At 47.9% G+C, this 14,215-nt stretch carries 11 protein-coding genes; all 11 read left to right on the top strand.

All coding sequences use genetic code 11. From position 1 onward, the window contains the following. Positions 1 to 20: 20 nt before the first annotated feature. The 11 genes from P364_RS0113200 (at position 21) to P364_RS0113150 (ending at position 14,181) form a co-directional block, all read left to right on the top strand. On the top strand, positions 21 to 293 hold the full coding sequence (locus P364_RS0113200) for a hypothetical protein (protein ID WP_024630585.1): 273 nt from the start codon (positions 21 to 23) through the stop codon (positions 291 to 293). A gap of 31 nt (positions 294 to 324) precedes the next feature. Beyond that, the gene (locus P364_RS0113195; protein WP_024630584.1) at positions 325 to 507 is read left to right on the top strand and encodes a hypothetical protein; all 183 of its coding nucleotides are present in this window, start codon (positions 325 to 327) and stop codon (positions 505 to 507) included. A 79-nt stretch (positions 508 to 586) separates the two neighbouring features. Further along, on the top strand, positions 587 to 4,258 hold the full coding sequence (locus P364_RS0113190; RefSeq protein ID WP_024630583.1) for a dynamin family protein: 3,672 nt from the start codon (positions 587 to 589) through the stop codon (positions 4,256 to 4,258). 321 nt (positions 4,259 to 4,579) lie between these two features. After that, entirely contained in the window at positions 4,580 to 6,352 is a 1,773-nt protein-coding gene (locus P364_RS0113185; RefSeq protein WP_024630582.1) for an ABC transporter ATP-binding protein, read from the top strand. Further along, complete coding sequence (locus tag P364_RS0113180) at positions 6,349 to 8,199, top strand: ABC transporter ATP-binding protein (RefSeq protein WP_024630581.1); 1,851 nt, start codon at positions 6,349 to 6,351, stop codon at positions 8,197 to 8,199. The genes P364_RS0113185 and P364_RS0113180 overlap by 4 nt, the downstream gene beginning before the upstream one ends. 136 nt (positions 8,200 to 8,335) lie before the next feature. Further along, the gene (gene purT / locus P364_RS0113175; RefSeq protein WP_024630580.1) at positions 8,336 to 9,523 is read left to right on the top strand and encodes a formate-dependent phosphoribosylglycinamide formyltransferase; all 1,188 of its coding nucleotides are present in this window, start codon (positions 8,336 to 8,338) and stop codon (positions 9,521 to 9,523) included. Then, positions 9,513 to 9,971, top strand: coding sequence for a GNAT family N-acetyltransferase (locus P364_RS0113170; protein ID WP_024630579.1), 459 nt, complete (start codon positions 9,513 to 9,515; stop codon positions 9,969 to 9,971). The genes purT and P364_RS0113170 overlap by 11 nt, the downstream gene beginning before the upstream one ends. A gap of 365 nt (positions 9,972 to 10,336) precedes the next feature. Further along, positions 10,337 to 11,122, top strand: coding sequence for a CAP domain-containing protein (locus tag P364_RS0113165; protein WP_024630578.1), 786 nt, complete (start codon positions 10,337 to 10,339; stop codon positions 11,120 to 11,122). 244 nt (positions 11,123 to 11,366) lie between these two features. Next, positions 11,367 to 12,233 (top strand): GDSL-type esterase/lipase family protein, encoded by an 867-nt coding sequence (locus P364_RS0113160; RefSeq protein WP_024630577.1) that lies wholly within the window; start codon positions 11,367 to 11,369, stop codon positions 12,231 to 12,233. Beyond that, positions 12,234 to 13,199 (top strand): ABC transporter ATP-binding protein, encoded by a 966-nt coding sequence (locus P364_RS0113155; protein WP_024630576.1) that lies wholly within the window; start codon positions 12,234 to 12,236, stop codon positions 13,197 to 13,199. After that, positions 13,192 to 14,181 carry an ABC transporter permease gene (locus P364_RS0113150; protein WP_024630575.1) on the top strand — a complete coding sequence of 330 codons (990 nt, stop codon included), beginning with the start codon at positions 13,192 to 13,194 and terminating at the stop codon, positions 14,179 to 14,181. Before P364_RS0113155 ends, P364_RS0113150 begins: the two co-directional genes overlap by 8 nt. Positions 14,182 to 14,215: the final 34 nt, after the last annotated feature.

Below are 14,215 nucleotides of genomic sequence, written 5' to 3'. Positions count from 1 at the left end.
GCAGAAGAGGATGAGTAATCATGAAATGCATTTCCGTGTACACTGACAATTTTGAGGCCTTCTCCGATATTTTCGAACAAATCGTTGAACAGGAAATGGCTGAAAACGAAGAAAAAGAAGTAGAAGGTATCACTGTAAGTCATTCTGGCGATGTGCCTGAACATTATCTGGAGCGTATGTCCACGAAACCAGAAGTAGTTGTCATGAGAGACAAAGGTCGTGACATTACGATTTTGCAGCATGGACAAGTATTTGAAATTTTGCTGCCTTCGATGGAGAACGCTGTTTCTTAAGAGATTTGAAATAAGGAGCTGTGCTGCTTCGATGTCCATAGGTGATCCTATTGAATGTGATCCCCATGGGCATGGACGCAGCAGGCTTATGGAATACAATCGTTTTGCAGATAAAACCGACAGGATCGGTTTTATTTTTTTATGTGGAGAATGGCCGAGAAACTATTCTTTTGTCAGCGATCTTGCGATTGACACCGTTCAATTTCAAACTTGATAATGGTAAAATAAATGGATTATAAGATAAAGACATCGGACCAGATGTCAAATTAGAGGAGCCAGGGGGAAGGCCAGTCATGTCCAGAACAGATTACCCAGTAGAGATGGCCAAACCTCTGCTTCCACTGCGAGAAGCAATGGAGCAGACAGGGGACCATACAGCTGTACAGGCTTTAACGGATTTGATCAGTAAGGCGGAAATGAAACAGTTAACAATTGCGTTTTGTGGACACTTCTCGGCAGGCAAATCGAGTCTAATTAATAGTTTATGTGGCAAGCGGGTTTTGCCTTCGAGTCCTGTACCTACAAGTGCGAATGTTGTATCCATCCGTAACGGTGAGCCGAGAGCACTTATTTATACGTCATCAAACGTAAGCGCTGACAATTCAGGAGGGGTTCTTGAGGTTTCTCCGGAACAATTGGAAGAGTATTGCAAGAATGGCGGGGCATACACCTCCATTGAAGTATGGGATGATATCCCCCTACTGAAAGATGATGTGGTATTACTTGATACACCAGGCGTGGATTCGACCGATCAGGGGCACAGCCTAGCAACACATTCAGCACTACATCTTGCCGATGTGGTGTTCTATGTGATGGATTATAACCATGTACAATCGGAAAGCAACCTTTCTTTTGCTAAAAGTCTATCGGATTGGGGCAAACCGTTGTTTCTTATCGTAAATCAGATTGACAAACATCGGGAACGGGAGCTTTCGTTTGACCAATATGTTGAAGGTGTAGAAGCTATTTTTGCAGCCTGGGAAGTCCGGTATGATGGTCTGTTGTTTACTTCACTTCGGGACAGAGAGCATCGTTACAACCAGTGGGAGCAGCTTCCTCAACTGATTGAACATATGATGAAGGAGAAGGAAGGGTTAATCAGGCATAGCCTTGCAAGCTCGGCGAGTCATGTGACGGAGCAGCATCTGACAAGACAGGCGGAAGAACGCGAAGAGGAAGAGACTGCGCTCCTGGAGGAAGTTGGGGGCAAGGAAGGCATTGAACGCTTAGAACGGGAGCTGGCTCTTCTGGATCAAAAGGAAGCAGAGCTTCGTTCCAAACCATCGCGTGAACGGGAGAAGTTTCGGGCGGAGTTGGAACCTCTTCTGGCGAATGCGAACCTGACCCCGGCCGATATTCGCACCTCTGCCGCGGCTTATTTGGAGAGCCGTAAACCCGGCTTCCGGGTAGGCTTATTGTTCTCTGGTGGCAAGACCGAGCAGGAGAAACAGCGTCGTGCTGCTGAGCTTGTGCGACTTTTGCAGGATCAGGCCTCAGGACAAGTGGAGGTGCATATCCGTACCATGCTCAGACAGCTGGGTGAAGCCCATCAGCTGTGGGGCGCTGAATGGGAGCAGGCGCTGAACGCGGAGCTGCCTGCGGTAGATGAAGCACTTTTGGAGATGAAACGAAGCGCCAGTGCAGAGGTGTCTCCCGAGTATGTGCTTCAATTCAGTAAAGATATACGGGGCGAAATTGAGACCCGTTACCGCAGGGCGGCCATGATGCTGGCCGACCGCTTGCTTGAAGCGCTGGGCGCGCAGGGCGAAGTTGCGCTCCAGGCGCTGGACGCCAGCCGCGCAGCGCTGCTGGCGCAATCCGCGTCGGCGGCGCGCTATACGGCGCTGCAGCGCGCCGCCGACGCCGAGGCAGCAGGGCTGCGCAGCCTGCTGCCTGCTGCGGGCCCCCTCACCTCCGGGCTATTGCCGGAGGTGCAGGGCCCATTCGTGCCCGCGCACGAGCCGGGCGAAGCTCCCGGCCCGCACACGGGCACGGCAGAGTCTGTGGCTGCGCAGCCACAGACTCCAGGGGCACCGCCGCCGCGCAAAGCGGCGGTGCATGGGCAGCCGGCGGCTGGCGCACAGCGCCGCCGGCGCCTGGACGCAGCGGCGGCACGGCTGGAAGCCGCCGCTGCGCTGGTAGAGCCGTACCCCGCCATGGGGTCGGCGGTACGGGATTTGCGTGCACGCGCGGCTTCGCTTGCGGGCGGCACGTTTACGCTGGCGCTGTTCGGAGCGTTCAGCGCCGGGAAGTCCTCCTTCGCCAACGCGCTGCTGGGCGAAGCCGTGTTACCGGTCTCGCCGCATCCAACGACAGCGGCAATTAACCGGATCATGGCTCCGTCCGGTGGTGCGGAGCATGGAACAGCCCGGGTCCGGATGAAGACCCCGGACGCCTTCCAGGAAGATCTCGCGTATTCCTTCCGTTTGCTCGGACTGGGCGAGCCTGGGGCAGACTGGCAAAAACGGGTCAAAGCCCTTTCACCACAGGATGTGCATCCGGCGGGGCGTCCGCATTACAGCTTTTTGCAGGCAGCCGCAGCAGGCTGGGAGGATACTGCAGATCAACTTGGCCAGGATGTGCTGGTAGATCTGAACGGATATCGAAACTTTGTTGCCAATGAGAGGAAGTCTTGCTTTGTAGATAGTATTGACCTGTACTACAGTTGTGATGTGACAGAACAAGGCATTGTACTTGTGGATACGCCGGGGGCTGACTCCGTGAATGCCCGTCATACGGGCGTGACATTCAATTATATGAAGAATGCGGATGCACTCATTTTCGTAACGTACTACAACCATGCCTTCTCTCAGGGAGACCGCCAGTTCCTGAATCAATTGGGACGAGTGAAAGACAGCTCGGCAATGGATCAGATGTTCTTTGTAGTTAATGCTAGTGATTTGTCTTCCTCTGAAGAGGAGTTGGAGCAGGTACTTGACCATGTGAGCACACAACTGCGCAGTAATGGCATTCGGGCACCACGTCTCTTTCCGGTATCCAGCATGCTGGCGATGGAAGGCAAGACGGCCAACGATGCGACGTTACTGGAGCAATCCGGCTTTATTCAGTTCGAGGAAGAATTTAACCGATTCGCAGGAAGAGAACTTGCGGATCTGGCGGTCGGTGGGGCTTCTGAAGAGATCGCACGGGTGATCAAACGACTGAAGACACGTGCTGAGGATGCAACTCAGGGGGAAGAGGTTCTACAGCGACGTCGGGATGAGCTTGGCTCAATCCAGGAACAGTCACTTCAGAGGATACATTTGCTCGCGGAACGGTCCATGAAGGCGGAATTGGCTCAGGAAACGGCTGAACTGCTCTTCCATGTGCGGCAGCGCCTGGGTTACCGTTTTGGTCTGTTCATGGCAGAGGCATTCCACCCATCAGTTCTTCGAGAGGATCGGGGAAATCTGAAAGCAGCCTTCGCTGCCTGCGGTCGCGAACTGCTGCGCATGATTGCCATCGAACTGGAACAGGAACTGCTTGCGACTACACTCAGACTCGAGCAGGCTGGCCAGAATTGGTTGCACAAACAAGTGACCGAATGTGTAGATGAACTCAAACGATTATCCGGAGGGATGGATCTGTCGTTGCCTCTGAACGAACGCTGGAGCACGCCTGTGCTGGAAGAGGTGCGTTTGGAAGAACCTTCGGGTTGGAAAGCGTATCTGAGTTATTTCCGTAATCCGAAACAGTTCTTCGAAGGGGAGGGACGCCAGCGGCTGCAAGAGGCACTTGATCCTGTTATTAAACAGATGGTGATTGATGTTCTGCCTGCTGCAGAGAATAAGCTGGTTCAATTCTATGACACCCAGCTTGAGCAGTCTTTGCAGCATCAATCCCGTCAATTGGAAGAGAGACTTGAGGAAGCCGTAGGTGCCCTTCATGAGACACTGACCAGTGGAATTCCTGCCGGAGAATGGGAGAGCCTGTCTATACAACTGGGGCAGATCGAACGTGAATAAAAGGGAGTCAGATCCATGTCTGTATGGAAACGGTTGTAAAACAAAATGAGTTATACAGCGATATTTTGAAATGTTGTCGCCGTACCAAAAAAGGCCCCTGCCTCTAAAGGCATACAGGGAGCCTTTTTTGGTACGAACAACCTGAAAGGAAGAGAATATTCAAACATTTGATTGATAGGAGGGTATCTACCTCCCTTAATGACGCATTAAGGTGAAAGTAGCCTGAATATGGTCGCTTATTCGCTTTGCCGCGAATGGGGGACGGTGATAAACTTCATAAATGTTCATACTGTTTTTGAACGACATAAGAGGAGGAGAGACATGGATGTTCTCAGGCAATTGCAGATCTTTTTCTGGGAGAAGCGCACGTATTTATTTTTATCGATCTTATGCCTCACCATAGCGACCGCGCTTGGTCTGGTGTATCCGAACCTGCTAAGGATACTGATTGATGACGTCATCACTCCGCGTAATTTTGAAGACGTTCCCAAACTTGCTTTAACGGTATTAGGTGTCGTTATTTTGAAAGCGGGAATGCAATTTTTACACGGTCTTTTTGGAGGTCGTCTCGGGAATTTCCTGGCGTACCGACTTCGTAACGCGTGTTACGAAAAGCTTCAATTTTTATCCTTCCGGTATTATGATACGGCCAAAACGGGAGACTTGATGTCCCGCCTCACGGGAGATCTCGAAGCGATCCGGAACTTTATCGGATTTGGCTTCGCTCAAATTCTCAACATGGTTCTGATGGTCGTATTCGGCGCAATCATGATGATGACCATGAGTTGGAAGCTTACCTTGCTAACGCTCATATGTATTCCTCTGCTTGCCTTCGTTGCGCTGAGATTCGAATCCCGAATTCACCCTGCATTCCAAGAAATGCGGCTGGCACTCAGTTCACTGACGACAGCGGTACAGGAGAATATTACAGGTGTGCGTACTGTAAAGTCATTTGCACGTGAGCCTCACGAAGTGGAGAAGTTTTCCGTCCGCAACGAGCGTTACAAAACGAACCAGATTCATGCAGCAACATTATGGAGTCAATATTTTCCGATCATGGAGATTCTCGCTTCTGTCAGCGTAGTTCTTCTGCTCCTCATTGGTGGGAACATGGTTATTCAGAAAACGTTAACACTCGGTGAACTCGTTGCCTTTTTCAGTTTGATCTGGTACATAATCGGTCCAATGTGGAACCTTGGTTTCCACATCAACAACTATACGCAATCCAAAGCATCGGGTGAACGGGTGTTGGAACTGTTGAATACGCCGGTAGATGTACAAGAGACAGAAGATCCAGTCATTGTGGAGGCTGATCAAGTCAATGGGCATGTAACCTTTGAATCCGTTACCTTTGCTTACGGCAATAAAATGCCGGCAGTAACCGATATTAACTTTGATGCGCCACCAGGCTCGGTCATCGGCTTCCTCGGAGGAACAGGCTCGGGTAAATCAACTATTATTCAACTCCTGATGCGTGCATACAACGTGAACTCGGGCACCATCAAGCTGGACGGCAAAAATATTAAGGACATTGGAATTCGAAGCCTGCGGAGTCAGATTGCTTCTGTGTTCCAGGAAACGTTCCTGTTCTCTTCCAGCATTCGCAACAACATTTCATACGGCCTCAAAAATGTATCCATGGACGAAATTATCCGTGCTGCTAAACTGGCTAAAGCCCATGAGTTTATCATGGAATTCCCTGAAGGATACGATACGGTTGTAGGGGAGCGTGGAATGGGCTTGTCGGGAGGACAGAAACAGCGGATTGCTATTGCAAGGGCATTGCTCAAGAATCCGAAAATCCTCGTTCTGGACGATGCAACTAGTGCAGTCGACATGGAGACCGAGCATGAGATTCAATCCGGATTCCAGGAAGTCATGCGTGGAAGAACGACGTTTATTATTGCGCATCGGATCTCTTCCCTGCGTCACGCAGATGAGATTCTGGTACTGGATGAAGGACGGGTCGTTCAACGTGGCACACACAAACGTCTCATTGAAGAGCCGGGACCTTACCGGGACGTCTATGAGATTCAATACGCAGATTATATTGCCCGCGGTAAGCGGGAGGCTGGGGAGCAGGTGAATTCATGAGTGCCGAAACGGTAGCCGATAGGCGTGAGGTCCAAGAGACCTCTGACAAGAAAATGAATGAACGTTTTGTATATCAGGACGACGAAATAATTGAAAAACCGTTTAACTGGCGTGAGTTCGGACGTTTGTTCTCGTACATGAAACCTTATGCAAGACAACTCTTGCCACTTATTATTCTAATGATGATATTGGGTACCCTCACGAAATTATCCGTTCCATTTTTGATCAGTTTGGCGATAGACAGAGCAATTGCACCTGCAACGGGGCTGCCAAGCTTGACGATGCTCTATATTATTGCTGGTTCAGTGCTTGTGTTATACCTGATCCAGTGGGCAGCCAATACGTACCGAATCAAATTTACGAACATTATCGGGCAACGGGTCATTTATGATCTTCGTTCAGATTTGTTCAAACATATCCAGAAGCTGTCCTTTAACTTCTTTGACAAAAGACCTGCGGGTTCAGTGCTGGTGCGTGTCACTAATGATATCAACTCCCTGCAGGATCTGTTCACCAACGGTGCGGTCAACGTCATGATTGACTGTGTGCAGCTGTTGGGGATTATCGTCATTTTGCTGCTGATCAACTGGAAACTGGGTCTGGCGGTCATCATTACCGTTCCGCTCATGTTTATCATTTCGACCAAACTGCGTGTGCTGATCCGCCGTGCCTGGCAGGATGTACGTATGAAGAACTCACGCATTAATTCCCATTTGAATGAATCCATTCAGGGGATTCGCGTGACTCAGGCTTATACGCAGGAAAAAGAAAACATGAAGTATTTTGACAACATGAATCTGTCGAGCAAAAAATCATGGGATAGAGCATCGGCCATGAACCAAGGCTTCGGCCCTCTGATTGAAATTACGGGCGGCTTCGGAACGTTAATCCTGTTCTGGTTCGGTGCTTACCTGATTCAAGAAGGGCAGCTGACGATCGGTTTGCTCGTAGCTTTTGCCAACTATGTCGGCAACTTCTGGGACCCGATTAACCGTCTGGGACAGATGTACAATCAGTTGCTCGTTGCCATGGCTTCCTCTGAACGGATTTTCGAATTTATGGATGAGGAGCCGAGTATTGCAGATAAACCTGGAGCCAAACCGCTTGCTTCTATTAAAGGGGATATTGTATTCGACAATGTCGTGTTTGAATATGAGAAGGGCAGACAGGCGCTGAAGGGAATCAGTTTCGCTGCAGGTGCCGGACAATCGATTGCACTTGTAGGTCATACGGGTTCCGGTAAAAGTACCATTATCAATCTCATCAGCCGATTCTATGACATCTCTGGCGGACGTCTTACCATTGATGGTCAGGATGTAAGGGATGTAACGGTTGAAAGTCTGCGCAGTCAGATCAGTATTGTGTTGCAGGATACGTTTATCTTCTCTGGCACAATTCGCGATAATATTCGTTTTGGACGTCTGGATGCAACCAATGAAGAAGTGGAAGAAGCTGCGAAGGCTGTTAATGCCCATGAATTTATTATGAAGCTGCCGGCTGGATACGATACGGAAGTCGAAGAGCGGGGGAATGTATTATCCATGGGACAACGGCAGTTGTTATCCTTTGCCCGTGCTTTGCTGGCTGACCCTCGAATCTTGATTTTGGATGAAGCGACTGCCAGTATCGATACCGAGACGGAGCTCAAAATTCAGGAGGCTTTGAAGGTGCTGCTGAAAGGAAGAACTTCCTTTATGGTAGCCCACCGTCTGTCCACGATTCGAAATGCGGATAACATTATCGTGCTGGATCATGGTGAAATCAAGGAAGAAGGAAACCATGAGCAACTTATCCAGAAACAAGGAGTTTATAATGGATTAATAGAAGCTCAATACAGATTTTTGTAAAAATTGATCGAAAAAACACAAAAAATCTTGTAAAATTCACAAGAAAAATAGGGAGCACTCTTGCATTCTTTAACCAAAACCCCGAAAATAGAGAGATAGATATAGAAGATTTCTCTTTGGGAGGATTGGAAAGAACATGTGGGGTGCTCCATTTTCGGCTCAAGCCAAAAAAATGCTGCTACTGGGCAGCGGAGAATTGGGAAAAGAGGTCGTTATTGAGGCCCAACGACTGGGAGTAGAGACGATCGCTGTTGATCGTTACGAAAACGCACCTGCCATGCAGGTTGCGCATCGGTCTTACTGCATCGACATGTTAAATGCCGAAGCTCTGAAACAATTGATCCGAAAGGAACAACCTCATTACATCGTACCTGAGATTGAAGCAATCGCAACAGAAGCTTTACTCGAGCTTGAGGAAGAAGGATTTTGTGTCGTTCCTACGGCCCGTGCTGCCCGTTTAACGATGGATCGCGAAGGCATCCGCCGTCTGGCAGCCGAACAATTGAACCTTCCGACAGCGGCCTATCTTTTTGCAGACAACCTGGAACAACTTCAGGAAGCTGTTCGTGAATTGGGTACACCATGCGTCATCAAACCGCTAATGAGTTCTTCCGGTAAAGGGCAGAGTGTATGCCGCACATCGGATGACGTAGAGGAATGCTGGAACATTGCTCTTTCGGGAGCACGCGGCAAATCCGTACGTGTCATTGTGGAAAGCTTTGTGAAGTTTGACAGCGAAATTACGCTGCTCACTGTTAGATCTGTCTCAGGGACTGTATTTTGTCCTCCGATCGGTCACATTCAGAAAGATGGGGATTATGTCGAATCGTGGCAGCCTCATGCGATGACACCGGAGCAATGGGAGCAAGCTTGTCATATTGCCAAGTCTGTTACGGATGAACTCGGTGGTTATGGACTGTTTGGGGTTGAATTATTCCTGACATCAGATGGGGTCGTGTTCAGCGAGGTATCGCCTCGTCCGCATGATACAGGCATGGTTACTATGGTAACGCAAGATAGTTCCGAGTTTGCGCTGCATGTGCGTGCAATTCTTGGTTTTCCGGTTACAGGTGTACATTTACTGACACCGGGAGCTTCAGCAACGCTGAAGGCTAATGATGAAATATCTGACTTTACTGTAGGCGGGATTGAAGAAGCACTGGCGCTTCCTCGTACTCAGGTTCGTGTATTTGGCAAACCTGAGACCAAAGTGGGACGCCGAATGGCCGTAGCATTAAGTGCCGGCCAAGATGTGGAAGAAGCTCGTAAAACAGCGGTACAAGCCGCTAATATGCTGAAAGTGGAGGTAAATCATGTCCAATAATGTTGAGGCCCCTGTACTGATGATCCGAGAGTGTGAGCTGCGAGATGCTGAAGCGGTAACGGGACTGATGCGAGAGGTCAGCTATCCCACAACAGCCAATGTCATGAAAGAGCGCATTGAATGTTTGGAAAGCAATCCAAACGCGTGCATGCTTGTTGCCGAAGTGGATGAACAAATTATTGGTGTGATTGGCTTGCAATGTGTGCAAAGTCATGCCTATCCGGAACCTGCCGCCCAAATTACGTCCTTGATTGTAGGGCAGGAATATCGTGGGGGCGGAATTGGCCGTCGTCTGATGGCTCGTGCCGAGGATTGGGGCAGACAGCAAGGTGGGAAACAATTGTTTGTCACCGGAGCGAACCGTGAAGTGACTTCAACAACCTATTCTTTCTACGAGCATATTGGTTTCCAGAAGAGAGGCTATCGTTTCAGTAAAGTCCTTCTATAGAAAAAGAGTTTTATTATATCCCGATCTTCACGTTTTTGGTGTGGTGAATGATAAATTGTGGTGAATGATAAATAGAAGATAAGTGGCATTCGGCGAGCTTTTTTTGTCCGGATGCCATTTTTTTATGCCGCATTTTAAGACTTAGGGTTGGAATTTTTGCTGATGTGCCAGCGTTTTAAGAGCAGATTGCAGAATATGGCGCAATGAACTTTAAACCGTCCACCCTCACTTGAAACAGATTGCAAAAATGACAAAAAAGTTACTTTTCCATAATTTATGGGTTCCCAATCTACTTGTGAATTGATATACTCCAAGAGTATTAATTACAAAGTTGTCATAACTAATTCCTAAGGAGATGAATGAATTTGAAGAAGAAATGGATGAAAACCGTCGTAACTAGCAGTCTGACAGCCGTACTTGCCGTAGGGGTTATGCTCCCTGCTTCCGCTTCTGCTGCAGATGCATCATATAAAACTACTACTAAAACGACAACGTATAAAATTACGAGTGCGGAAAGCTTAAAAGCGTACATTGAACAATGGCTCAAAGATAATGGTTACACTGTATCCAATGGCGAAGGGCAAACAACAGTAGAGAAGCCTGCAACACAGCCTGATCAAACAACTAAACCTGCTCAACCGACAACACCTGCAAAACCGGTAACGCCAGCAAAACCAACGCAAGAAGAGAAACCGGCAACTACACCAGCCAAAGATCCTTCGAATACTGGCACTGGGACAACTACAGGTAATACAGGCAACAGTGGCAGTGAGAGCACAAAATCGGATTTTGCAGCTCAGGTCGTAAAACTAGTGAACGCTGAACGTTCCAAAGCAGGCTTAAGCGCATTGGCTTCCGATGCTCTTTTGGACAAAGTGGCTTTAGCCAAAGCTAAAGATATGAGTAACAACAATTATTTTGATCACCAATCACCGACCTATGGTTCTCCGTTTGACATGATGAAACAATTCGGAGTAACTTACAGCTATGCTGGTGAGAATATTGCAAAAGGGCAAAAAACACCTCAAGAGGTTGTAACAGCCTGGATGAATAGTGAAGGTCACCGTGCGAATATCCTGAGCAAAAACTTTACGAAAATCGGTGTTGGATACTATAACGGATATTGGGCTCAAGAATTTACCGGCAACTAATGAATTATATTGAAGATTAATCTGCTTTAATTCTAAAAGGTTATGTCACCGCAGCTTGAAGCTGTGCGTGACATAGCTTTTTTTTTGTAAAAGCTTATTTGATAACGAAATCTGCTTATATATCGGCAAAATTTGCAAATTAGCGACAGAACATTTATGTTATTTAGAAAACGCGTCATCTTAATGTGAAATCATAATCAATTTTAAGTACCCGGCCAGGTGTACATGAGCGGAGATGTGATGAATGAAAAAAAGAAATCTTGATTCGGCGCCATGGATCTGGAGAACAATCAGTACAGTGTCCATACTGACTACATTGCTTCTGTTATTCGGATTTGGCTACGCCATAAAAGATGTCATTTTCCCTAAGGGAGATGCGCAGTTAGGTACAGGACAGCAGACGACAACTCCTGCCAAGGAAAGCGGGGAATCAACGCCTGCGGTGAATGACGGTAAAATTCGAATGGCTGTGATCGGCGATTCCCTGGCACGAGGTACGGGGGATGATGAGGGGCTTGGTTTTGTAAGAAGGGCAGGAAATTTGCTCAAGGATCAGGGATACGATGTACAGGTGTTGAACAATTTGGGTGTGAACGGTTTGAGAACAGACGCATTGTTGAACAAGCTGGATGAACAGGGCGTACGTTATGTCTTACAACAATCCAACTTTATTCTGTTGTCGATTGGAGCCAATGATCTATTCCAGGGAGGACAAGTTCTACAGGGAGAAGACGTGCCAACGGCAGAAACACTTGTAGCGGCATTACCCGAGACGTCAAAGCGTTTGCAGGAGATTCTGAAGAAAGTAAAAGAAATTAATCCTGATGCACAGATTGCCTACATAGGGCTATACAATCCGTTTAGTGATGTGAAAGAACTCAAAGAGCCGGGAAATGCAGTTGTAGCTGCATGGAACGATGCTGCAATGCAGGTTCTGAACAACGAGGACAAGATGACACTCGTACCTACATTTGATCTGTTTGAAAATCATCTGGGACAGTATCTGTCATCAGATCATTTTCATCCCAATGGAGAAGGCTACGAGCAAATTGCGGTTCGGATTGCACAGGAATATCAGGCAGAGACTCCAGCAGAAGGGAGCGGAAAATAAATGGCACAAGAACAGGCTGATCCCGTATTGTCCGTGCAGCATCTGAAGAAAAAAATTGGACGCAAGTGGATCATTAAGGATGTTACGTTTGACGTTAAACCAGGCGAAATTTTCGGTTTTCTGGGTCCCAATGGGGCCGGGAAAACAACAACCATTCGAATGTTAGTCGATCTGATTAAACCAACGGAAGGCAAAATTCAAGTCTGTGGTTATGATGTCAATCGTGATCCTGAACGAGCCTTGAAATACGTCGGTTCCATTGTTGAAAACCCGGAAGTGTACACCTATTTGACTGGATGGGAGAATCTTGAGCATTTTGCCCGTATGCAGCCCGGGGTGGATAATGACCGTATTCAGGAAGTAGTGGATATTGTACGCCTCGATCAGCGGATTCATGATAAAGTAAGGACCTACTCTCTGGGGATGCGTCAACGGCTTGGCATTGCACAGGCATTGCTTGGGCGCCCGCGGCTGCTGATTCTGGATGAACCGACGAACGGACTTGATCCGAAAGGAATTAAGGAACTTCGTATCTTTATCAAACAGCTTGCAAGTGAAGGCATGGCTGTATTCGTCAGCAGTCATTTGCTCAGCGAAATTCAGCTTCTCTGTGACAGAGTGGCGATTATTAGTGCAGGGCGGGTACTCACTGTTGGTGGCGTTAATGAACTGATTGAAGATCACTCCAAATTGGCAATATGGCATATTACTCCGTTGGAGGCAGGCAAAAAAATGCTGCTGGAGGCAGGCATTTCGCTGGTGGATCGTCCTGCAGACGTCATGGATGATACCATTGTTGCAGGACTTGGTTCGAACGCTGTCGTTGCGGAAATGCATGAGGATCGAATTCCGGCCTTGGTACAGCAGATGGTACAAGCCGGAATTCAGGTTGAAGGCGTACAGCGGATTCAGCCAACACTGGAACAGCTATTCTTAAAAATGACAGAAGGTGAATCCATTGAGTAATATCATGCCGCTGATCCGAAACGAAACGATCAAGATGGTGAAGAAAAAACGTCTTTATATTATTTTTATCGTTCTCGCGGTGTTGGTCCCGATGTTTACGTATGCCCAGATGAAATCTGCGGAAAATAATCGTGACAAGTTTGGCGGCGACTGGCGGCTTGAGCTGCAGCAGGCCATTACAGATAATCAGAACTCGCTTGGCAGTGACCGGGTACCTGAAGAATACAAAAAGTACAGGACGGTGTACATCCAGCAAATGCAATACTATCTGGAGAATGACATCAATCCGAAGGAGCCTGGTGGTGTAACGTTTACACGGGAATTCATGAATAACGCTGTCGGACTGTTTATCCCGCTGCTCATAATGGCAATTGCTTCGGATCTGGTATCCGGTGAGCGAACCACAGGTACAATCAAAATGCTTCTGACCCGTCCGGTCAAACGTTGGAAAGTGTTACTGAGCAAACTCATAACGCTGATCATGTTCGTGTCGATTATTGTGGTGTCGGCGTATATTATCTGTTATGTCATCTCGGGAGCAGTGTTCGGATACAAAGGCTTCGGCATGCCGATCTTTACCGGATTCAAGGTTGTGGGTACAGATGTCGATATGTCAGCAGTCCATGCTGTGGACCAGTGGCTATATATGCTGATGCAGGCCGGATTGATCTGGTTCGTCAGTATAATTGTGGCGATGCTTGCATTCATGGTCTCTGTATTAGTGCGAAGTACAGCTGCAAGTATTGTCATTATGATGGCAGCACTCATCGCAGGAACGATTCTCACCAGTATGGCCGCTTCCTGGCAGTCAGCCAAATATTTGTTCATGGTTAACCTCGAACTTCCGAATTATTTGTCGGGCGGTTTGCCACCAATTGAAGGGATGAATTTGGGTTTTTCCCTTATTGTGCTTAGTGTTTGGGGCATTGCTTCACTCTTTGTGTCATTCATTGTCTTTACGAAACGGGATATCTTGAATTAAAATGGACAAGGATAAGAAAACATCTGTTTGCATT

The organism is Paenibacillus sp. MAEPY2, assembly GCF_000499205.1.
Lineage (GTDB): Bacteria > Bacillota > Bacilli > Paenibacillales > Paenibacillaceae > Paenibacillus > Paenibacillus vandeheii.
The sequence above is the reverse complement of the archived record's forward strand: the minus strand, read 5'-3'. Positions and strand labels throughout refer to the sequence as shown.

Coding starts and splice junctions, on each gene's coding strand:
- P364_RS0113200 (WP_024630585.1), top strand. CDS start 21: ATGAAATGCATTTCCGTGTACACTGACAATTTTGAGGCCTTCTCCGAT.
- P364_RS0113195 (WP_024630584.1), top strand. CDS start 325: ATGTCCATAGGTGATCCTATTGAATGTGATCCCCATGGGCATGGACGC.
- P364_RS0113190 (WP_024630583.1), top strand. CDS start 587: ATGTCCAGAACAGATTACCCAGTAGAGATGGCCAAACCTCTGCTTCCA.
- P364_RS0113185 (WP_024630582.1), top strand. CDS start 4,580: ATGGATGTTCTCAGGCAATTGCAGATCTTTTTCTGGGAGAAGCGCACG.
- P364_RS0113180 (WP_024630581.1), top strand. CDS start 6,349: ATGAGTGCCGAAACGGTAGCCGATAGGCGTGAGGTCCAAGAGACCTCT.
- purT (WP_024630580.1), top strand. CDS start 8,336: ATGTGGGGTGCTCCATTTTCGGCTCAAGCCAAAAAAATGCTGCTACTG.
- P364_RS0113170 (WP_024630579.1), top strand. CDS start 9,513: ATGTCCAATAATGTTGAGGCCCCTGTACTGATGATCCGAGAGTGTGAG.
- P364_RS0113160 (WP_024630577.1), top strand. CDS start 11,367: ATGAAAAAAAGAAATCTTGATTCGGCGCCATGGATCTGGAGAACAATC.
- P364_RS0113155 (WP_024630576.1), top strand. CDS start 12,234: ATGGCACAAGAACAGGCTGATCCCGTATTGTCCGTGCAGCATCTGAAG.